This window comes from Bradyrhizobium centrolobii (genome assembly GCF_001641635.1).
In the GTDB taxonomy this organism is placed as follows: domain Bacteria; phylum Pseudomonadota; class Alphaproteobacteria; order Rhizobiales; family Xanthobacteraceae; genus Bradyrhizobium; species Bradyrhizobium centrolobii.
The window spans coordinates 25,453-44,823 of the sequence record NZ_LUUB01000092.1 but is presented as its reverse complement, the minus strand read 5'-3'; the positions used below and the strand labels follow the sequence as shown (position 1 = coordinate 44,823).

Here is a 19,371-nt window from a genome sequence, read left to right as displayed (position 1 = left end):
GAAGAAAAGGGCTTCGCCGCGGGGGGGGGAGCGGCGAAGCAGTGGTCCGCCAAGGAAACGGAGCAGGGAGTGCTCCGCGCGGAAAGGAAGAGGGTTACGGTACGGCGTGCTGGGTGGCCTTGCGCACGGTCGTGTACCGGATCGAGCGCCCGGCCGCCTCCTGCCGCACCAGCTCGAACTCGGCCTCCTGCGGCGGCCGGTTGACGAGGAAGGAGATCCGCACCGACTCCCAGCCATGGCTGGAATCGAAGCCGCTGATGCGGATGTAACGGTCGCCATACACCCTTCGGCATTCGGCAAGCTCCATCATCACGCCGGCGGCGTCCTGGAGATCGAACATCGGCAGGCCCCACATCTCCCAATAGGTGTTGCGCGGGTGCGGATCGTCGGTGAACTCGATGTTCACCGCCCAGCCATTGGCGAGGCAGTACTGCACTTGGCTGTAGATCTGGTCGTCGGTCAGATCGGGCAGGAACGAGAAGCAGCCTTGGGTCAGCTTCATGTCAGATCTCCTCAAGCGGTTTCCAGCGCGGTCGGCACGAAGTCCGGCGTGTCGGTGGATTGATAGTTGAAGGTGACGTCCTTCCAGACGTCGAGCGCGGCCTTCAGCGGCGTGCAGGTCTCGGCCGCCTTGGCCAGGATTTCCGGGCCCTCATGGACGTAGTCGCGGCCCTCGTTGCGGGCGAGGATCATCGCTTCCAGCGCCACGCGGTTGGCGGTGGCACCAGCCTGGATGCCCATGGGATGGCCGATGGTGCCACCGCCGAATTGCAGCACGACATCCTCGCCGAGCAGATCGAGCAGCTGGTGCATCTGGCCGGCATGGATGCCGCCTGATGCCACCGGCATCAACTTGTTGAGGCTCGCCCAGGACTGGTCGAAGAAGATGCCATGCTCGAGCTTCATCGGGTTGAAATCCTCGCGGCAGACGTCGTAGTAGCCGCGCGTGGTGTTGGGATCGCCCTCGAGCTTGCCGACCACGGTGCCGGCATGGATGTGGTCGACACCGGCAAGCCGCATCCACTTGGCGATGACGCGGAACGAGACGCCATGGCTCTTCTGCCGCGTATAGGTCGAATGACCGGCACGGTGCAGATGCAGGATCATGTCATTGCGGCGCGCCCATTTCGCCATGGACTGAATCGCGGTGTAGCCGATCACGAGATCGATCATGACCACGACCGAGCCCAGCTCTTTCGCGAACTCCGCGCGCTCGTACATGTCTTCCATCGTGGCCGCGGTGATGTTGAGATAGGTGCCCTTTACCTCGCCCGAAGCCGCCTGGGCGCGGTTGACGCCCTCCATGCAATAGAGGAAACGGTCGCGCCAATGCATGAAGGGCTGCGAGTTGATGTTCTCGTCGTCCTTGGTGAAGTCGAGCCCGCCCTTCAGCGCCTCGTAAACCACGCGGCCGTAGTTGCGTCCCGAAAGGCCAAGCTTCGGCTTGATCGTCGCGCCCAGCAGCGGGCGGCCGAACTTGTCGAGCCGCTCGCGCTCGACCACGATGCCGGTCGCGGGCCCCTGGAACGTCTTCACATAGGCGACCGGGAAGCGCATGTCCTCGAGCCGCAGCGCCTTCAGCGGCTTGAAGCCGAAGACGTTGCCGATGATCGAAGCCGAGAGGTTCGCGATCGAGCCCGACTCGAACAGGTCGAGGTCATAGGCGATGTAGGCGAAATACGAGCCCGGCGAACCCGGCACCGGATCGACGCGATAGCATTTCGCGCGATACTTCTCGGCGGCCGTCAGGCGATCGGTCCACACCACCGTCCAGGTCGCGGTCGAGGATTCACCGGCAACCGCGGCCGACGCCTCGATCGGGTCGACGCCATCCTGCGGCGTCACGCGGAACAGCGCGATGACATCGGTGTCCTTCGGCACATAGTCGGGCTCCCAATAGCCCATGCGCTTGTATTCCATGACGCCCGAGCGATAGCGCTCCTTGCCGCTGACCGTGCCGGTGTGTACGTTCATGTTGGCCTCCTTAAATCTCTCTCTCGTTTCTCTGTCCTGCTCAGGCCGCGACGGGCTCGCGGGCGCCGATCTGCGGGTCGAGTTCGCCGGCGCGGTACCGCCGCGCCATCTCGCTCATCGGGATCACCTTGATCCTGCTCGCGTGGCCCGCGGTACCGAACTGCTCGAAGCGTTCGCGGCACAGTTCGCGCATCGCATCCATCGCGGGTTTGAGGAACTTTCGCGGGTCGAATTCGGAGCGCGCTTGCGCAGCCACTTTGCGGAACACCGCGGTCATCGCGAGACGACAGTCGGTGTCGATATTGACCTTGCGGACGCCGCTCTTGATGCCGCGGACGATCTCCTCGACCGGCACGCCCCAGGTCTGCGGCATCTCGCCGCCGAACTGGTTGAACATGTCCTGGAGCGGCTGCGGCACCGAGGAGGAGCCGTGCATCACAAGATGCGTGTTCGGCAGCCGGCGGTGGATCTCCTCGACCACCCGCATCGCCAGAATGTCGCCGTCCGGCTTGCGGCTGAACTTGTAGGCGCCGTGCGAGGTGCCCATCGCAATCGCCAACGCATCGACCTTGGTGGCGCGGACGAAATCCACCGCCTGGTCGGGATCGGTCAGCAACTGGTCGTGGCTGACCTTGCCCTCGACGCCGTGACCGTCCTCCTGCTCGCCGCCGCCATGCTCGAGCGAGCCGAGCACGCCGAGCTCGCCTTCCACGGACGCGCCGACCCAATGGGCGAGATCGACCACGCGTCGGGTGATCGCGACATTGTAGTCGTAGTCGGCCGCAGTCTTGGCGTCGGCCTTCAGCGATCCGTCCATCATCACCGAGGTGAAGCCGTGGGCGATGGCGCTGGCGCAGGTCGCCTCGTCATTGCCGTGGTCCTGGTGCATGCAGAGCGGAATGTCCGGATAGGTCCGCTCCAGCGCATCGATCATGTGCGAGAGCATGAGATCGCCGGCATAGCTGCGCGCGCCGCGCGAGGCCTGCATGATGACGGGCGCGTCGACCTCGGCCGCCGCCTGCATGATTGCGATCCCTTGCTCCATGTTGTTGATGTTGAACGCCGGCACCGCGTAGCCATGGTGGGCTGCGTGGTCGAGCAGTTGTCGAAGGGTAATGCGTGCCAAGGGAGTTCTCCGTTTCTCGTTTTCCGTCAGCTCAGATCAGCCGGCCCATCGCAGCGGCGGTGTCGGCCATGCGGTTGGAAAAGCCCCATTCGTTGTCGTACCAGCTCATCACCCGCACCAGATTGCCATCCATGACCTTGGTCTGGTCGAGATGGACGATGCTGGAGCGCGGATCGTGGTTGAAATCGCTCGAGACATTGGGCGCGTCGGTGACGCCCAAAATGTCCTTCAGCCGTCCGCTGGCGGCGGCCCGCACCGCGTCGTTGATCTCCCTTGCGCTCGTTGCGCGCCTGGCGACGAACTTGAAATCGACCGCCGAGACGTTCGGCGTCGGCACGCGGATCGCGACGCCATCGAGCCTGCCCTTGAGCTCCGGCAGCACCAGGCCCACGGCCTTGGCCGCGCCGGTCGAGGTCGGGATCATCGACAGCGCCGCGGCGCGGGCGCGATAGAGGTCCTTGTGGAAGGTATCGAGCGTCGGCTGGTCACCGGTGTAGGAGTGGATCGTGGTCATGAACCCCTTCTCGATGCCGACGGCCTCGTCCAGCACCTGCGCGAGTGGTGCGAGGCAATTGGTCGAGCACGAGGCGTTGGAGACCACGATGTGGTCGCCGGTCAGCTTGAGATGATTGACGCCGAACACGACGGTGAGATCGACCTCGCTCGCCGGTGCGGAGATCAGCACGCGCTTTGCACCGGCCTGGAGATGCGCGGCGGCCTTGTCGCGCGAGGTGAACAGGCCAGTGCATTCGAGCGCGATATCCACGCCGAGCGCGCGATGCGGCAGTTGCGTGGGATCCTTGATCGCCGTCACCTTGATCGGACCTCCGCCGACGTCGATCGCATCGCCATCGACCTTGACCTCGCCGGGAAAGCGGCCGTGAACCGAGTCGAACCGCAACAGATGCGCGTTGGTCTCGACCGAACCGAGATCGTTGATCGCGACAATCTCGATGTCGTTGCGGCCGGACTCAACGATCGCGCGCAGCACGTTGCGGCCGATCCGGCCAAATCCGTTGATGGCGACACGCAAGCTCATGCTGCTTTTCCCTCGTTCCGACGTGCGACCGAGCGCCTGGCCGCTTCTGCAATGCTCTGTGGGGTGATGCCGAATTCGCGGTACAGCACCGGCGCCGGGGCCGAAGCACCGAAGCCGCGCATGCCAACGAATTCGCCGTCGGTGCCGAGCCAACGCGGCCAGTCGCCGGGCACAGCCGCCTCGATGCCGACGCGCGGCACAGTGCCGAGGACAGTGGCGCGGTAGTCCTCCGGCTGCTCCTCGAACAGCGCGAAGCAGGGCGCGGAGACGACGGCCGCGCGGATATGCTCGGTCGCGAGCAGGCGGGCAGCCTCGAGCGCGATCGACACTTCCGACCCGGTCGCGATCAGCGTGACATCGCGGCCACCATCCGGCGTGACGACGAGATAGGCGCCGCGCGCGGTACGATTCCTGCCACGTGCATCGCTGCGGAAGGTCGGCAGCGCCTGCCGCGACAGGCACAGCACGGACGGACGATCTTCGGCTCCAAGAGCGCACTCCCAGGCTTCCAGCGTCTCGACCGCGTCGGCCGGGCGGAACACGAGAAGGTTCGGAATGACACGCAACGCCGCGAGATGCTCGACCGGCTGATGCGTCGGACCGTCTTCGCCAAGCCCGATGGAGTCATGGGTCATGACGTGGATGACGCGCAGCCGCATCAAGGCCGCAAGGCGAATGGCCGGCCGGCTGTAGTCGGAGAAGGCGAGGAACGTGCCGCCATAGGGGATGAAGCCACCATGCAGCGCGAGGCCGTTCATCGCAGCCGCCATGCCATGCTCGCGAATGCCGAAATGGATGTAGTCGCCGGCGAACGTGCCGCGCTTGACCGGGGCTTGGCCCTTGGCGTGGGTCAGGTTCGAATGCGTCAGGTCCGCCGAGCCGCCGACAAATCCGGGAATCGTTGCGGCGATGCCGTCGAGCACCTGTTGCGAGGCCTGCCGCGTCGCGATCTTCGGTCGCTCCGTGGCAAAACGCTCGCGCAATTTTGCCGACGCCTGGGCATAGGCGCTCGGCAGGGCAACAGCCTTGCCCTCGATGAACAATTCGCGCTGCTCAGGCGTCGCGCATTCGTAGCGATCGAGCCAGGCGAGGCGCGCGACCTGGCCGCGCTGCCCGATCATCCGCCACGCCTTCAGGACCGGAATCGGCACCACGAAGGGCTGATAGTCCCAACCCAGCGTCCGCCGCGCGGCTGCGCTCTGCTCGGTGCCGAGCGGGGCGCCATGCGCCTTCTCGGTGCCCTGCCGGTCCGGCGCGCCATAGCCGATGATGGTGCGGCAGGCGATCAGCGACGGTTTTGCAGTCTCGCGTTCTTCGGCAATCGCCTGCGCGATCGCCTCGGGATCATGCCCGTCGACGCGACGCACCGACCAGCCGGAGGCGGCAAAGCGCGCGAGCTGGTCATCCGAGGTCGCAAGCGACGTCGGACCATCGATGGAGATGCCGTTGTCGTCGAACAGCACGATCAAGCGGTTGAGCTGGAGATGGCCGGCGAGCGAGATCGCCTCCTGGCTGACGCCCTCCATCAGGCAGCCATCGCCGGCGATCACGTAAGTGAAGTGATCGACGAGGCCGTCGCCATGGCGCGCATTGGCCATGCGCTCGGCGAGCGCCATCCCGACGGCGGTCGCGATCCCCTGCCCCAGCGGTCCCGTCGTGGTCTCGACGCCCGGCGTGTGACCATATTCGGGGTGACCCGGCGTCTTCGAGCCCCACTGTCGGAAGGCCTTGAGGTCGTCAATGCTGACATCACCGCCAGTGAGATGGAGGAGCGCATAGAGCAGCATCGAGCCGTGGCCCGCCGACAGCACGAAGCGGTCGCGATCCGGCCAGTTGGGATGCGCCGAGTCGAATTTGAGGAAGCGCGAGAACAGCACGGTCGCAACGTCAGCCATGCCCATCGGCAGGCCGGGATGGCCGGACTGCGCGGTCTCGATGGCATCGACCGCGAGGAAGCGGACGGCATTGGCGAGATCGTTATGCGCGACCGCAGTGAGGTCGGCTTCGGCATGAACCGAGATGTTCATCAGAGGCTCCCGATGTTGTTGTTGCGCATCACTTCAGGCTTCGCTTGCGCTCGATGAGCTGCATGATCAGCGGCGTCAGGATGAGCTGCATTGCCAGATCGAGTTTTGCTCCCGGGCAGACGATCGAATTGGCACGCGACATCCAACTGTGCGGCAGCATCGAGAGCAGATAGGGGAAGTCGATGCCGCGCGGATTCTTGAAGCGGATCACGACCATCGATTCGTCGGGCGTCGGGATCCAGCGCGCGATGAACGGATTGGAGGTGTCCACCGTCGGCACGCGCTGGAAGTTGATGTCGGTCTCGGTGAATTGCGGGCAGATGTAGTGGATGTAATCCGGCATCCTCCGCAGGATGGTGTCGGTGACGGCCTCGGTCGAATAGCCCCGTGCGCTGCGGTCGCGGTGCAGCTTCTGGATCCATTCGAGATTGATGACGGGCACGACGCCGATCTTCAGGTCGGCATAGCGCGCGACATTGACCTTGTCGGTGACGACGGCGCCGTGCAGGCCCTCGTAGAACAGGAGGTCCGAATTCTCGGGCAGCCGCTCCCAATCGGTGAAGGTGCCGGGCGGCGTGCCATGCAACGCGGACTCCTCGGCGTCGTGGACGTAGTGCCGCGTCACCGCGGTGCCGGTCTCGCCATAGTCACGGAACGCCCGCTCCAGCTCCTCGAACAGATTGGTCTCGGGGCTGAAATGGCTGAAATGCTTGTTGCCGCGCTCGGCCTCCGTTGCCATCTGCGTGCGCATCTCGGCGCGGTCGTAGCGATGGAACGCATCGCCTTCGATGTAGACGGCGTTGACGCGCTCACGGAAGAATATCTGCTCAAAGGTCTTCTTGACCGAGGTCGTGCCTGCGCCGGAGGAGCCGGTGATGGAAATGATCGGATGCTTCCTGGACATGCATCACCTCGCTCAGAGCCGGAAGAAGCCGCGCCGCGCGAACAGCGGGGCGGAGACGCTCGCGACCAGCAGCGGATCGCAATGCAATTCCTCGACGCGCCGCACCTCGTTGCTCGAGCCCATGATCAGCGGCACGCGCTGGTGCAGATCGCGCGCGGCAAGGTCGAGGATGCGCTCGCGCCCGGTCGAGGCGGAACCGCCGGCCTGCTCGATGATGAAGGCCATCGGATGTGCCTCATAGGTGAGGCGCAAGCGGCCGTCGCCATAGCCGGGCCGCGCGTCGGAGGGATAGAGGAAGACGCCGCCACGGGTGAGGATGCGATAGGCCTCCGCGACCAGCGAGCCGATCCAGCGCATGTTGAAATTATGGTTGGCAGGTCCCTCGACGCCGGCGAGGCACTCGTCGATGAAGGCGCGCACCGGCGGGTCCCAGTGTCGGCGGTTGGAGCCGTTGATCGCGAATTCCTCGCAGGACTCGCCGATCTGCACGCTGCTACGCGCGAGGCGGAAGCAGCCGGACTTGCGGTCATGGGTGAAGATGTCGACGCCGTCGCCGAGCGTCAGCACCAGCGAGGTCTGCGGGCCGTAGGTGATGAACCCCGCCGCGAGCTGCGCCGAACCGCGCTGATGAAAGGCGAGTCCGGGATCGTCCGGCGTCGGCAGGATCGAGAAGATCGTGCCCACGGTCATATTGATGTCGATGTTGGACGAGCCGTCGAGCGGATCGATCGCGACGCAGATGCTGCCCTCGCGATCGCCGAGCTGCGGCTCGCGCATCTCCTCCGATGCAAGCGCCGCGATCGGCAGCTTGCCGAGGCAACGACGCAGGATCGCGTCCGCCTGGACATCGAGATCGCGCTGGAGATCGCCGTCACTGTTGCGGCCCGTCGTTAGGCCAGAGGCGTCGGCGAGCTGCCCGCTGCTCGTGAGATCGGCGATCTCGAGCGAGGCCGCCGCGATGGCGTCAACCGCCGCGGCCACGGCCAGCGCGTGGGGAGCGGTCTCTGAATACCGTTGAAGGTGGTCGTCCAGCCTGAGTTGCCCGGTCATTTGCGCTCATCCCCTTGCTGGCGCCGCCTCCATTCCCTCCCCGTGGAGGTCGGTGCGGTCCGTCCCAGCACAATGAGATTGACAGGGTCGATCTAATAAGGAAAATTTCTATTCATAATGAGCATCAAAGAATTTTCTTATAATGTCCCCGGCCATGCGGCGGCCCAGCTCCGGCATCTGACGATCCGGCAGCTCCGCTCGCTCGCCGCGCTCTCGGCCAAGGGCAGCGTCACGGCGGCCTCCAGCCATCTCGGGCTGACCCAGCCGGCCGTGACCCAGCAGCTCCGGCAGCTGCAGGACCTTGCGGGTCTGCCGCTGGTGCAGCGGACCGGCGACGGTATGCTGCTGACGGAAGCGGGCAAGGAGGTGCTGGCGCTGGCCGAGCGGGTCGAGGCCGCGATCGCGGACTGCCAGGGCTCGCTTGACCTGCTCGCGGGCCGGACCGGCGGCACGGTGCAACTCGGCGCCGTCTCCACCGCGAAATACTTCGTGCCACATGCGATCGCGGCGTTCTCGAAGCGATATCCGAAGATCGACATCAAGCTGACCATCGGCAACCGCGAGGAGATCCGCGAGGCCATGCATGGCTATGATCTCGATTTCGCGGTGATGGGTCGGCCACCGGCCGATGTCACGGTCGACGTCCGCCAACTCGGACGCAATCCGCACATCATCGTCGCGCGCAAGGGGCACTGGCTGGAGAAGGACTCCGGCCTCAACCTGACCGACCTCGTGCACGAGACCTTCCTCACCCGCGAGCCGGGATCGGGCACGCGCACGCTGATGGAAGGCATGTTCCAGAAGTCCGATCTCGAGCCGATCATCGGCATGGAGATGAGCAGCAACGAGACCATCAAGCAGGCGGTCATCGCCGGGCTCGGCATCGCCTTCATCTCGGCCCACACGGTGGCGCATGAGCTCGCCGAAGGCCGGCTCATCGTGCTTGATGTCGCGGGCCTGCCCATCGTCCGGCAGTGGTACGTGATCCGTCGCAGCGACAAGGTGCTGCTACCGCCAGCGCAGGCGATGTTCGATTTTCTCGGCTCGGAGGGATCGAACTATCTGCCCGAAGTGCCGGAGTTCGGCGGGCGATAGCCGTCAGGCGTTCAGCTCATCAGCTTCATGGCGATGGTCGCTGGATGATCCGACAGTGCTGAATTATTGGGACGGCAACACAGATGGACCGCAGGTGCCCAAATGGGAAGGGCGAAAAGCCCTGAAGGCAGTCGGTCCGATGGTTAATTTTCAGGCCGCGAGCGGGACGACGTGTTCCGTGCGGGCCGCGAAATAAGCTTCAAGCTCCTCGAGCGCGCGCGCTTCCCACTCGCTGGCCTGCTCCAGCAGCGACCAGCTCTGGCACGGCCGAAACGCGGCGGTCTGGCGATACAGGGACGCGATTCCGCGATAGCGGCGCACATTCTCCAAAATAGCCTGGCCGTTCATCTCCGAAAACTCCCTCGTCATTCCCACGAGAGAACCTGCGGCCAAACAATTTTCGAAAAGTTAGCGGCGCAGGGCAACCGGGCGGATGGTTGCCGAACTGTTGCGGGAGGGCAACGCGCGCTCTCGCGACAACGGCGTTTCTTGCGAATTCGTCGCCGCGCTCTCGCCCGTCGGCTTCAGCCCGCCACGGCTGACGATCGCGATCGTCTCCCGGCAAAGGTCGGCAAGGCCGATCAGGAGCACGGCGAGCAGGAAGAACAGGTTGATGGAGTCCGCATAGGCGCTGGTCAGCGGGCTGAACTCGAAGAAGGGCGGCATGAACGCCCACCACACCAGCGGAATGGTCAGCAGCGCGGCGAATGCTGCTGCCGGCGCGCCGGCTATGATCCCGACCACGAAGATGCTGGGGAGGAACGCCGCGAAGTAAAGCTCCGCGCCGAGCGTGACGCAAATGCCTTGAAGGGTGGCCGACACTGCCACGATCGCAAAGCCGAGCAGAAACGCCTGCCACGACCATGGCCGTACCCTCGGTACGCCAAACAGTCCCCCACGCCTCATTGGCCTCCCCCTGCCGCCTGTCTCTACCAGGCCCTATTTGAGACCAAAGTACTACAGCCGCGCCAGAACCGCGAGGCGGAAATGGCGCAGCCGGTGGCTTGGTAAATCGACCGCAGCGCACAATCGGGCACGCCGTCAGGGTCACTCCGTGGCGGCGTAGATCAAGGCCGCCACAGGCAGGGCAAGGCCAATCCACGAGGCGAGCATCCAGCCACCCTGCGCGAAGGCCCAGGCGCCGAGCGCGGAGCCGGCGGCGCCCGCCGCGAAGAACGTGGCCATGTAGAGGCCGTTGAGACGGCTGCGGTGCTCATGCCCGAGCGCGAAGATGGCGCGGAAACCCAGCACGACATTGCCCTGCACACCGAAGTCGATCGCGATGGCGGCGACGACCAGGCCGGCAAGATTGAGCCCCGACCCGGGCGCGCCGATATGCGCGACGAGGAAGCCCAGGGCGACCAGCAGCATCGAGATCAAGGTCGCAACGCGGCTGTGGCCGCGATCGGCAAGCCGTCCCGCGACCGGAGCGGCCACGACGCCCGCGACGCCGGCGAGTGCGAACAGCGCAATGCCGCGCTGGGAGAAGCCGAATTCTGGGCTGGCGAGCAGCAGCGGCGTCACGGTCCAGAACAGGCTGAAGGCCGCGAACAGAAATGCCTGGTAGAGCGCGCGGCGCCGGAGCAGCGGCGTGGTCCGCACCAGATGCGGCATGGACAGCAGCAACGCGCCATAGTGCATGCGCGCCACGGGCTTGCGCTCCGGCAGCGTCATCCAGAGCACGGCAGCGAGCGCGATCATCAGCGCCGTGGAGCAGAAGAAGACAGCGTGCCACGACAGCGCCGCGGTGACGAAGCTCGACGCGGGCCGCGCCAGCATGACGCCGAGCATCAGGCCGGTCGAGACGTTGCCGACGACGCGGCCGCGAATAGCTTCCGGCGCGAGATGGGCGGCATAGGGAATGATGATCTGCACTGCGACCGAACCGAGCCCGATGAAGAGCGCGGCGATCAGGAACGGCAGCGCCTGCGTCGAGAAGGCGGCGGCGAGCAGCGCCGCGGCCCCGAGGCCGATCACCGTGCAGATCAGCTTGCGGTTTTCGATGAGATCGCCGAGCGGGACGATCAGAAGCAGCCCGATGCCGTAGCCGATCTGCGTCATGGTCACGATCAGCCCCGCCGCGGCGTGCGACAGGCCGAGCGCGGCACTGATCGGGCCGATCAGCGGCTGGGCGTAGTAGATGTTGGCGGCGACCATGCCACAGGCCGCCGCCAGCAGGAAGGTCAGTCGGTGCGACACCGCACGCGCGTCCGGCGCGGCGTCGATCGTGGCATTCATCGTCATTTACTTGTCTCCAGATATCGGGAACGATCATTCCCTAATTAGGCATGGGAATTAGCGTGGGATCAGGCGAGCAGCTTCATCGCGACGTCGACGATGCGCTCGCCATCGAGCGGCAGCCGCGCCTTGCCGACGACGCGCAGGCCCTGGGTGATGCAGATCATCAGCCGCGCGGTATCGCCGGCCTCGACCGTGCGAGGAATCGAGCCGTCGGCCTGTCCTTCACGGATCAGGCCGGCGACGAAATTCTCGTTGGTTTTGAGCTGCGCGATGACGCGCGCCCCGATCTCGGGATCGAGCGCCGACAATTCGACCGCGCTGCCGACCACGAGGCAGCCGCGCCGCCCCTCGCTGCCCTGCGAATGCTCGACATAGGAAAGCAGGACGTTGCGTACCCGCTCCCGGCCGTTCGCGCCTAGCGCCGCAGCGCTGCGGGTCTGCTCCTGGCGCCGCGCGGTGTAACGCTCGAAGGCGGCGAGGAATACCGCTCGCTTGTCCTGGAAAGCCTTGTAGACACTGCCCGTCGCCAGCCGCATCGCCGCGGTGAGGTCGCCGATCGAGGTGGCATGATAGCCGCGCTCGCGAAACACCCGCACCGCCCTGTCGAGGGCGGTGTCCATATCGAACTCCCGGGGACGGCCGGGCGGACGGGCAACAGGCTGCGATCGGCGGGCGGTTTTTTGCATTGCGGGATAATAGGGAATGCTTGTTCCCGAATAAAGACACTTGATTGTGAGGGCCGGGAGGCCCTCGGTGGGGTTCGGCAATAATGTCCGACGCGCCCCTGGTGGCAACCGCTCCGCTTAACCGCTTATCGGCAAGCAGTTGTGGCGTCCATCACCACCATCCCGCCGACAGGCGCTGTTGTCCATAGAACTGCCCATAGAACATCGTCTGATCTCGCGCCATCGCGCGCGGCACAGAATGCCGATAGTGCCGTTGTGCGACATTCCTGCGTGATGCCGGCGGCGCGGCGCGCTTCGGCTCCACGGGCGGCTGGGCAGCCATCGCAAACGCCTCACGCGTGCTGGGCTGCGCGGCCTGTCTCTCCGGCGCAGGCGGGGACGGCGCCGTAGCCGCGGTAACGTCAGGTGCCGGAACTTGCGGCGCGCTGGTGTCGAAGACGATCTTCTCCGGCCATTGTTGCGCGGAATGAATCCGTACGACCGCCAGATCCTGCCCGGCCTGGGCGGCAGCATTTTCGGGGCTGCCCGTGTAGCGGTCAGCGAGAAACAGGAGAGCGAGCAGAACGCCGCCCGTGAAGATGAAGTAACGGAGAAGCGGCATAAGTCCCCCGATCACCTCGTCATCGAGGCCGGCACGGCAACGGGAAAGGATGGCGATGGTTCCCGATGCGAGTTCACCTCGACTGCGCGGTACGCTGCCCGGCAAGGAACCAACCTCTGCGATCGCCATTTTCCCTGGAAGCAAGGAGCGGAATCATGTCCAGGCACCTGACGCGAGGCGATCTGGCGCGCGGAGTGGCCGGCGCGGTTTCCACGCTGGTCCTTTGCGCGACGGCGGTTTTCACCATCGCCAGCCATTTCGCTTTGTGAGGAAGACGTTCGCATGACATCCGACCCCGAGGAGTCGGTGACGCTGCAAGGCTACGGCGAGATGACGCTGCGCACGGCGATCGCGACGCTGATGGCGCTCGCGCCGCGTGATCGTCCCGACGCCGCCATTTTCCGCGTGCGCGACGGCTCGCGCTTGGCTGGAAGCGAGATCGCCGAGCTCGCCTCGGACTGGGGCATCACCCCGACCGCCGAAATCAGGTCGCCGAGCCTCGTCCCCGACCAGCACTGGCCCGACATCCTTCGCGGCATGGTGCGCGAGGCGCCGCTGCCCTCGCTGATGGTGGCATTCCTGCTCGGCGTGCTGGTGGCGCGACGGTAGGGATTTTGACGCGAATAATCGTTGCTAAACTGCAACGGTTCCCGTCAAACAAACACTGAACAAAAGAAATTCCCATTCCAGCCATGAACCCCGCTCACAACGCTGTGAGACAAGCGGGGAATCTTCATGCGTGCGCAACGAATCTGGAAAGTGAATGGATCTGGCAAGATTGGACAGCTGCAATCCAGAATGGACGATCTGAACAAGCGTCTCAATGAACTCGAGAGTCAGCACCCCGAGAGCTGGAAAATCGAGGAGCTCAAATCGAGCGCGCTCAACCTATCGCGTGAGATCGACGATATCCGCTGCGCCGAGGCGACGGCGGCGCTGAGCGAACTGCTGCGGAAGTAAATGAGAGTTGGTGATTGGAGTGGCAGGATTCGAACCTGCCGACCCCTGCGTCCCGAACGCAAGTAGGGAACGAAAAGGTCAACAAAAACAATGAAACTAGCTCGCTATTGACCACGTCTATCGCCCACGTCTATCGCCCACGTCTATCGCCGTTTGTTCACGGCGTTTCGGTGGTCAATCGGTGGTCAGCCTGGACCTGCTCGACTGAGGAAAAGCCGAAGACCTGCCGATTAAGGGCGTATGATGTGCTAGAAAAGTCAGCGGCTATTCCGACAAATGGGTCGATAAACCTGCATTGACGCGGCGATCACTTTTCTCTTTGTCGGAATGACGGGCCTCGCTCGGCGAGCACGACGAGCTAACATCCAGACAGCTGTCTCCCGAGCTCCGAAGGCAGATCACCGATGATGCCCTTGGAGGACACCACGGTCGGCGAATTCCTCGAGAGCATCCTCAAAGATATTCGAGGCGCCCTGTCGCATACGACCACGAATTTCACGGATCCGACCAGCTCCGACCACGTCATACCCCGCGATTACCAATTTTCTCCGAAGGGCCGCAGCTCGACATTGAATGACCACGCGCTGCGATCCTGGTGAACGACATGCCAGATCTCCTCTGCAATCGCTTGCGGCGTGATGAAGAAGTCGTCCGGGCGCTCCGGGTAGCGTTTCCTCGTCCATTCCAGGTCAATCACCGCATCAACCACGACATAGGCGACGTGCACGCCTTGCGGCCCGAGCTCGCGCGCGATCGCTTCGGCCAGAATCCGCTGCGCCGCTTTGGTCGGCGCAAAGCCGGCGAAACCGGGCTTGCCCCTGAGCGCCGACGTATTCCCAGTGGCGACAATGGCGCCTTTACCGGAGCTGACCATCGCCGGCGTAAAGCGCCTCGCCAGGTACAGCAGCCCCATCGTGTTGACCTGGAAGTTGCGGCTGAGGACCTGCGGATCGATCTCCCGGAACGTGCCGAATGCTCCGCCAACCGCATTGTGAATGACCACGCCGGGTTGGCCGAGATCGCGTTCCACGGAGGTCGCTACCGCTTCGACCTGCGCCGGATCCGACACATCGCATCGATAGCCCCTCGCGTTCGGCAGTTCCTTCTCGAGCGCGGCAAGACGCTCCTCGTTCCTGGCGAGAAGGGCCACGCGGTAGCCGCCATCAGCAAATTTCCTCGCGAGCGCCGAACCCGTGCCAGGTCCAACGCCGGTTATCAGGCAAACGGGCACGGTCATGCGATCAAACCTCCTGGTTGGAGCGGACAGCCCTCATGTTCAGGCCGCCGCCTTTGACAGCAATTTTTCGACATATGGCTTGAGGTCCGGCCTGAAGTGCTCGTGATCGACCAGCCGGGCGAAGTGCGCGAACACCAGCGGGTAGTCGCTTTGGACTTCCGGATACAGGATTCTGTCGAGCCCGTGCTCGCTCAACTGCTCGGCCCGCGCGTGCTCGTTCATGAACAACGCAAGCTCGGCAGCAAAGCAGATGTCCGCCAGCGTGATGCCATTTCCCACTAGCGTTTCCCGTCGCGGAGACAACGCCTGCTCAAGCCCCGAGGCATAGATCGCGAAGGCCTCTTTGGCACGGGCGTGAATCGTCGCATTGACCGTCCCACCCGACAGCGCGAGGAGATAGGTCTGCGCATCCCTGGCGAAGACGAGGCTGACATCCAGAAAGCTGTCGATCCTGGAGGCTTCATAGGCATCATGGCCGTAAAGCGGGAATGTCGCTTCGCCCAAGCGCGCCACCGCCCGCATGATGCTGTTCGACTCGAAGATGCCGATCTTTCCATTGGGCCCGAAAGCGGCAGGCACATTGCCGAATGGTTGCGCTTCAAGGAAGGCATTGGTCTTGAAGAGCTGCGCACCGGTCAGCCCAATCCGCCCCGTGCGTGCAAGGGATGACAGCGATTGACGTTCGTGCTCGGCCAAGGGACGCGCATCGTAGTCCCACAGCCAGTCCCTCAACTCCTTGCCAGATGCTCCTCTGATCTCGACGTCCACGGCACAGAACCTGGCAGCGATAGTCGCCTTCGAGACACGCGGGTTCGGCAGATAAGAAAATATTCGCAAGTCAGCCATCGTGGATTGCTCCTGATGAACCTTGCGCCGACAGGCGGACGCTCAAGTCTCCGCTTTAAGGTGTCAAGGCGACGGACATCCTACTCCGCGCTACCATCGAGAACTTCACCGAACTGCTCCCAGCCCGTGCGCGTCCATCGCTGAAGCTGCAGTTGCGTCCAGATCATGTTGTTGCTGTCGCTGGTGTTGATCCGAACACCAGGCAGCGCTGTCGGCAGCACGAGGTTCTTAAGCGACTTGGCTTGCCTGATGATGTTTTCACGCGAAAGGTCGTCGCCGCATTGTTTGAGGATTTGCTCCAGCACCATTCCCTGCTGGTATCCGGTCATATAGCTGGTATTGGTGATATCGGAGCCGGCCAGGTATCGTTCGAAGAAGATGCGATAGACCTTCACTCCCTCGTCATCCGCCCATTTCTGATCGCTTGGGTCCTTGTTCGGGGTACCGACGATCACGCCGACCGCGTTCTCCAATCCCGCCGGCTTCAGCGTGCCCGCGATCGTTGATGAAGGGAAGTTGATCAAGATCACTGGTTTCCAACCGCTCTCCGCCGCACGACGGATGGCCTGCGCGGCAAATTTCGGCGTACCTGCGATGAACAGCGCTTGCGCGCCTGAGCTCTTGAGCGTGACCACCTGCGAGTCGACCGTCGGCTCCGTCACCTCGTAACTGGCGGTCACCACGCGCTTGTCGAAATCAGCGCCCAGCACGGTCTTGAAGGCGTTCACGTAGTCACGACCAAGATCGTCGTTCTGGAACAGAATCGCGTATTTCGCCGTGGGCAAAGCACGTAGCAGATATTTTGCGTAAATTTTCCCCTCAGTGTCATAGCTGACAAGTCCGGTGGTCGTCAGCGGATAGTCCTTGACGCTTGTAAATTTGCTCGCGCCGGTCACGATCGCGATCGTCGGCACACGTTTCGCCGCAAGGTATTTTGCCACGGCGGAATTGCCCGCCGTGCCGAGCTGGCTGAATATGAAGGCGACTTCGTCGCTCTCCACCAGCCTGCGCGCGTGCTCGAATGCCTTGGGCGGGCTATAAGCATCATCGAGCATGACATATTCGATCTTGCGTCCGTTGATTCCTCCGCGGTCGTTGATCGATTGCACATAGGCGCGCACGCCCTGCCCGACCTGGCCGATCGAGGAAGCCGGTCCACTCAACGGAAATATGCCACCGATCTTGATTTCCGTCGCCGTGACGCCGGGCGTGTCGCCCGCCCAGCAAGGAACCGACATTGCAATCAGGAGTACGCAGGCCAGTCGGATGCCCCAAAACATCGTGCATTCCTCCATTGTTTGCGCGCTTTGCCGACAGCAAAGCCCGAGGCTTATTCTCCAACCAAGTCAGGCGGCAAACCTAAGTATCTTGACGATGTCGCCGGGCTCGCGGATCGGCTGCGGATTCGCCCGCGCAAAGATTGAAAGCATTGCGTTCTTTCCGATCAATTCGAAACGGTCCTCGGCAACGCCGACCTCGGCGAGCGTCCGGGGAAGGCCGAGCTCCGCGACAAATTCTGCGAAAGCCTCGCCGGCATCGCGCCCCGGCGCACCGAGCGCCGCGGCAACCGCCGTCTGAGCGGCTTCCGTGGCGGGGCGGTTGTAACGCAATACGCTCGGCATCATCACGGCGGTGCAGAAATAGTGCGGCACGTCGCAGGTGCCCCCGAGCACATGCCCGATGGCGTGGCTCGCGCCCATCGGCACCCTCGCCTGCAATCCGAAGGCCGACAGCCACGAGCCCAATTGACAGTTCAGTCGTGCCGCTTCGTCGTCCGGATTGCTCCTGGTGCGCCGAAGACCATCATGCAGGTAGCGCAGTCCCTGTTGACACACGGCGTCGACGAGCACGTTCGGACGGCTGGAACAGATCGCCTCGATCCCGTGATCCATGGCCCGTGTGCCGGAGCCGAGCCAGAGTTTCTCCGGCGTATTTTTGGTCATAGCGGGGTCGAGGATGATGCTGCGCGGCATCATCATGGGGTGGTTGAATATCTGCTTCAGCTTGCGGCGGGTATCGGTGACCAGCGCGCCGGAATTGTATTCGCCACCGGACAGCGTGCTCGGGATGGCGATCATACGCACCTTGGGGGTGCGGAACTGTCCAAAGCGGCGCTCCGGCGTTGTCTCGAAGCCGTCAAGCCCGTTCTGCTCGAAAATCTCGTGCTCCATGCACATCAACACGATCTTCGCCGCGTCGACCACCGAGCCCCCGCCGATCGCAACGACCAAGTCGGCCTTCGCCTCCTTCGCCCGCTTGGCAATCAACACCACCGCTTCGCGCGTCGTGTGCTGTGGGACTCCGTCGAAAGTCTCCGCGTGGCGCTCTCCCAGGCCTTTGCGGATCTTTTCGATCTCATCGGTCTTGCTGTTCATGGTGCGGCTAACGATCAGGTAGACGCGCTTTGCGCCAAGCCGCTCCGCTTCCTCGCGCAGCGCCTCGGCCGCAGGCTTGCCGTAGATCACCGATTCCATCGTCGGGTATTGATAACTGCCCGCGATAAGCATGCTTTCCCTCCCATCGATGTTGTTGTTCGGCATTCCCGCGGGGCGCTGAGCCCCTCATGCGACGGCGCGCACCGAGGTGTCGTCAATGTCCCCATCAAGGAACCCGGTCAGCCGCTGGCGTATGATCTGCTCGGCCTCGGTCATGATGCGGTCGATCAGCTCCTTCACCGTCGGGATGTCGTTGATCAGGCCGACCACCATTCCGCAGCTCCAGGCGCCCGCGTCCATTTCACCGTTCACCATGACCTTGGGATAGACCCCGGCAACCTGTTCGTGGATGTCATCGATCTTCAGGCTTGCGCCCTTCTCGCGCTCGACTTCGAGCAACTGATCGACACCCTTGTTCTTGAGCACACGCTCGGTGTTGCGCAGCGCGCGCATGACCAGCACCGTGTCGAGCTCGGTTGCCTTGACCAATGCCTGCTTCACGTTGTCGTGGACCGGCGCTTCCTTGGTGGCGACGAAACGGGTGCCCATGTTCATCCCGGCCGCGCCCATCGACAGCGCCGCGACGAGGCTCCGCGCATCCGCCATGCCGCCCGAAGCCACGAATGGGATCTTCAATTCGTCCGCCGCACGCGGCAGCAGGATCATGTTGGGGATATCGTCCTCGCCGGGGTGACCGCCGCACTCGAAGCCGTCGACGCTCACCGCATCGCAGCCGATCTTCTCGGCCTTGAGCGAATGCCGCACCGAGGTGCATTTGTGGATCACCTTGATCCCGGCGGCCTTCAGTGCCGGCATGTACTGCTCGGGGCTCCGGCCCGCGGTCTCGACCGCCTTCACGCCGCCTTCTTCGATCGCGGCGATGTATTCGGGATAGGGTGGCGCGGTAAAGCTCGGCAGGAAGGTCAGGTTCACGCCGAACGGCTTGTCGGTCATGTCGCGGCAGCGCGCGATTTCCTTCGCCAGCAGTTCCGGAGTTTTCTGAGTCAGGCCGGTGATGATGCCGAGACCGCCGGCATTGGACACTGCTGCGGCAAGCTCGGCAAAGCCGACATAGTGCATGCCACCCTGGATGATCGGATGCTGGATGCCGAATAGTTCAGTGATTGCCGTCTTCACGTGTGATCTCCGC

20 protein-coding genes are annotated in these 19,371 nt (G+C 63.8%); 3 read left to right on the top strand and 17 right to left on the bottom strand.

The genetic code is table 11. The annotated features are described in order from the left end of the window. Window positions 1–94 precede the first annotated feature (94 nt). The 7 genes from AYJ54_RS33575 to AYJ54_RS33545 are packed head-to-tail and all read right to left on the bottom strand — an operon-like array spanning window position 95 to window position 8,120. A complete protein-coding gene (locus tag AYJ54_RS33575; protein ID WP_063705910.1) occupies window positions 95–502 on the bottom strand; it encodes a ribulose bisphosphate carboxylase small subunit in 408 nt (135 codons plus the stop codon). Between the two features lie 11 nt (window positions 503–513). Beyond that, the gene (locus AYJ54_RS33570) at window positions 514–1,974 is read right to left on the bottom strand and encodes a form I ribulose bisphosphate carboxylase large subunit (protein ID WP_063705908.1); all 1,461 of its coding nucleotides are present in this window, start codon (window positions 1,972–1,974) and stop codon (window positions 514–516) included. Window positions 1,975–2,014: 40 nt separating this feature from the next. Then, window positions 2,015–3,100 (bottom strand): class II fructose-bisphosphate aldolase, encoded by a 1,086-nt coding sequence (gene fba, locus AYJ54_RS33565; RefSeq protein WP_063705906.1) that lies wholly within the window; start codon window positions 3,098–3,100, stop codon window positions 2,015–2,017. 31 nt (window positions 3,101–3,131) lie between these two features. Continuing rightward, a complete protein-coding gene (gap, locus tag AYJ54_RS33560) occupies window positions 3,132–4,139 on the bottom strand; it encodes a type I glyceraldehyde-3-phosphate dehydrogenase (RefSeq protein WP_063705904.1) in 1,008 nt (335 codons plus the stop codon). After that, window positions 4,136–6,166, bottom strand: coding sequence for a transketolase (tkt, locus tag AYJ54_RS33555; RefSeq protein WP_063705902.1), 2,031 nt, complete (start codon window positions 6,164–6,166; stop codon window positions 4,136–4,138). The genes gap and tkt overlap by 4 nt, the downstream gene beginning before the upstream one ends. Window positions 6,167–6,194: 28 nt before the next feature. After that, window positions 6,195–7,070, bottom strand: coding sequence for a phosphoribulokinase (locus AYJ54_RS33550; protein WP_063705900.1), 876 nt, complete (start codon window positions 7,068–7,070; stop codon window positions 6,195–6,197). Between the two features lie 12 nt (window positions 7,071–7,082). Continuing rightward, the gene (locus AYJ54_RS33545) at window positions 7,083–8,120 is read right to left on the bottom strand and encodes a class 1 fructose-bisphosphatase (RefSeq protein ID WP_063705898.1); all 1,038 of its coding nucleotides are present in this window, start codon (window positions 8,118–8,120) and stop codon (window positions 7,083–7,085) included. A 117-nt stretch (window positions 8,121–8,237) separates the two neighbouring features. Between AYJ54_RS33545 and AYJ54_RS33540 the strand changes: the two genes are divergently transcribed. Further along, entirely contained in the window at window positions 8,238–9,215 is a 978-nt protein-coding gene (locus tag AYJ54_RS33540) for a LysR family transcriptional regulator (protein ID WP_063705896.1), read from the top strand. Between the two features lie 150 nt (window positions 9,216–9,365). Here AYJ54_RS33540 and AYJ54_RS33535 read toward each other — a convergent pair whose 3' ends face one another. The 5 genes from AYJ54_RS33535 to AYJ54_RS33515 all read right to left on the bottom strand — a co-directional run bounded on the left by AYJ54_RS33535 (window position 9,366) and on the right by AYJ54_RS33515 (window position 12,743). Next, window positions 9,366–9,563, bottom strand: a complete 198-nt coding sequence (locus tag AYJ54_RS33535) for a hypothetical protein (protein WP_063706111.1) — start codon at window positions 9,561–9,563, stop codon at window positions 9,366–9,368. A gap of 60 nt (window positions 9,564–9,623) precedes the next feature. Then, window positions 9,624–10,121 carry a DUF4118 domain-containing protein gene (locus AYJ54_RS33530; protein ID WP_245329188.1) on the bottom strand — a complete coding sequence of 166 codons (498 nt, stop codon included), beginning with the start codon at window positions 10,119–10,121 and terminating at the stop codon, window positions 9,624–9,626. A 141-nt stretch (window positions 10,122–10,262) separates the two neighbouring features. Beyond that, window positions 10,263–11,459: an MFS transporter gene (locus tag AYJ54_RS33525; protein ID WP_063705895.1), complete on the bottom strand. Its 1,197-nt coding sequence runs from the start codon at window positions 11,457–11,459 to the stop codon at window positions 10,263–10,265. Window positions 11,460–11,521: 62 nt separating this feature from the next. Continuing rightward, entirely contained in the window at window positions 11,522–12,142 is a 621-nt protein-coding gene (locus AYJ54_RS33520; protein ID WP_063705893.1) for a TetR/AcrR family transcriptional regulator, read from the bottom strand. A 151-nt stretch (window positions 12,143–12,293) separates the two neighbouring features. After that, on the bottom strand, window positions 12,294–12,743 hold the full coding sequence (locus AYJ54_RS33515) for a hypothetical protein (protein ID WP_063705892.1): 450 nt from the start codon (window positions 12,741–12,743) through the stop codon (window positions 12,294–12,296). A gap of 282 nt (window positions 12,744–13,025) precedes the next feature. Here AYJ54_RS33515 and AYJ54_RS33510 point away from each other — a divergent pair, with 282 nt between their 5' ends. Together AYJ54_RS33510 and AYJ54_RS33505 are read left to right on the top strand one after the other, a co-directional pair. After that, window positions 13,026–13,352, top strand: a complete 327-nt coding sequence (locus AYJ54_RS33510; RefSeq protein ID WP_063705890.1) for a hypothetical protein — start codon at window positions 13,026–13,028, stop codon at window positions 13,350–13,352. Between the two features lie 189 nt (window positions 13,353–13,541). Continuing rightward, window positions 13,542–13,703, top strand: coding sequence for a hypothetical protein (locus AYJ54_RS33505; RefSeq protein WP_245329186.1), 162 nt, complete (start codon window positions 13,542–13,544; stop codon window positions 13,701–13,703). Between the two features lie 535 nt (window positions 13,704–14,238). Here the strand turns inward: AYJ54_RS33505 and AYJ54_RS33500 are convergent. The 5 genes from AYJ54_RS33500 to AYJ54_RS33480 all read right to left on the bottom strand — a co-directional run bounded on the left by AYJ54_RS33500 (window position 14,239) and on the right by AYJ54_RS33480 (window position 19,358). After that, window positions 14,239–14,940 (bottom strand): SDR family NAD(P)-dependent oxidoreductase, encoded by a 702-nt coding sequence (locus tag AYJ54_RS33500; protein WP_063705886.1) that lies wholly within the window; start codon window positions 14,938–14,940, stop codon window positions 14,239–14,241. 39 nt (window positions 14,941–14,979) lie between these two features. After that, on the bottom strand, window positions 14,980–15,786 hold the full coding sequence (locus AYJ54_RS33495) for a glutathione S-transferase family protein (protein ID WP_063705884.1): 807 nt from the start codon (window positions 15,784–15,786) through the stop codon (window positions 14,980–14,982). An 80-nt stretch (window positions 15,787–15,866) separates the two neighbouring features. Then, window positions 15,867–17,066: an ABC transporter substrate-binding protein gene (locus AYJ54_RS33490; protein ID WP_063706109.1), complete on the bottom strand. Its 1,200-nt coding sequence runs from the start codon at window positions 17,064–17,066 to the stop codon at window positions 15,867–15,869. Between the two features lie 66 nt (window positions 17,067–17,132). After that, entirely contained in the window at window positions 17,133–18,293 is a 1,161-nt protein-coding gene (locus AYJ54_RS33485) for an iron-containing alcohol dehydrogenase (RefSeq protein ID WP_063706107.1), read from the bottom strand. A 54-nt stretch (window positions 18,294–18,347) separates the two neighbouring features. Then, a complete protein-coding gene (locus AYJ54_RS33480) occupies window positions 18,348–19,358 on the bottom strand; it encodes an NAD(P)H-dependent flavin oxidoreductase (RefSeq protein WP_063705882.1) in 1,011 nt (336 codons plus the stop codon). Window positions 19,359–19,371: the final 13 nt, after the last annotated feature.

Excerpts from the sequence above, each read along its gene's own strand:
- AYJ54_RS33530 (WP_245329188.1), bottom strand. The coding sequence starts at position 10,121 with ATGAGGCGTGGGGGACTGTTTGGCGTACCGAGGGTACGGCCATGGTCG.
- AYJ54_RS33570 (WP_063705908.1), bottom strand. The coding sequence starts at position 1,974 with ATGAACGTACACACCGGCACGGTCAGCGGCAAGGAGCGCTATCGCTCG.
- AYJ54_RS33495 (WP_063705884.1), bottom strand. The coding sequence starts at position 15,786 with ATGGCTGACTTGCGAATATTTTCTTATCTGCCGAACCCGCGTGTCTCG.
- AYJ54_RS33500 (WP_063705886.1), bottom strand. The coding sequence starts at position 14,940 with ATGACCGTGCCCGTTTGCCTGATAACCGGCGTTGGACCTGGCACGGGT.
- AYJ54_RS33575 (WP_063705910.1), bottom strand. The coding sequence starts at position 502 with ATGAAGCTGACCCAAGGCTGCTTCTCGTTCCTGCCCGATCTGACCGAC.
- AYJ54_RS33525 (WP_063705895.1), bottom strand. The coding sequence starts at position 11,459 with ATGACGATGAATGCCACGATCGACGCCGCGCCGGACGCGCGTGCGGTG.
- AYJ54_RS33505 (WP_245329186.1), top strand. The coding sequence starts at position 13,542 with ATGGACGATCTGAACAAGCGTCTCAATGAACTCGAGAGTCAGCACCCC.
- AYJ54_RS33515 (WP_063705892.1), bottom strand. The coding sequence starts at position 12,743 with ATGCCGCTTCTCCGTTACTTCATCTTCACGGGCGGCGTTCTGCTCGCT.
- AYJ54_RS33535 (WP_063706111.1), bottom strand. The coding sequence starts at position 9,563 with ATGAACGGCCAGGCTATTTTGGAGAATGTGCGCCGCTATCGCGGAATC.
- AYJ54_RS33540 (WP_063705896.1), top strand. The coding sequence starts at position 8,238 with ATGAGCATCAAAGAATTTTCTTATAATGTCCCCGGCCATGCGGCGGCC.
- AYJ54_RS33490 (WP_063706109.1), bottom strand. The coding sequence starts at position 17,066 with ATGTTTTGGGGCATCCGACTGGCCTGCGTACTCCTGATTGCAATGTCG.
- AYJ54_RS33550 (WP_063705900.1), bottom strand. The coding sequence starts at position 7,070 with ATGTCCAGGAAGCATCCGATCATTTCCATCACCGGCTCCTCCGGCGCA.
- AYJ54_RS33545 (WP_063705898.1), bottom strand. The coding sequence starts at position 8,120 with ATGACCGGGCAACTCAGGCTGGACGACCACCTTCAACGGTATTCAGAG.
- AYJ54_RS33520 (WP_063705893.1), bottom strand. The coding sequence starts at position 12,142 with ATGCAAAAAACCGCCCGCCGATCGCAGCCTGTTGCCCGTCCGCCCGGC.
- gap (WP_063705904.1), bottom strand. The coding sequence starts at position 4,139 with ATGAGCTTGCGTGTCGCCATCAACGGATTTGGCCGGATCGGCCGCAAC.
- AYJ54_RS33510 (WP_063705890.1), top strand. The coding sequence starts at position 13,026 with ATGACATCCGACCCCGAGGAGTCGGTGACGCTGCAAGGCTACGGCGAG.
- AYJ54_RS33485 (WP_063706107.1), bottom strand. The coding sequence starts at position 18,293 with ATGCTTATCGCGGGCAGTTATCAATACCCGACGATGGAATCGGTGATC.
- tkt (WP_063705902.1), bottom strand. The coding sequence starts at position 6,166 with ATGAACATCTCGGTTCATGCCGAAGCCGACCTCACTGCGGTCGCGCAT.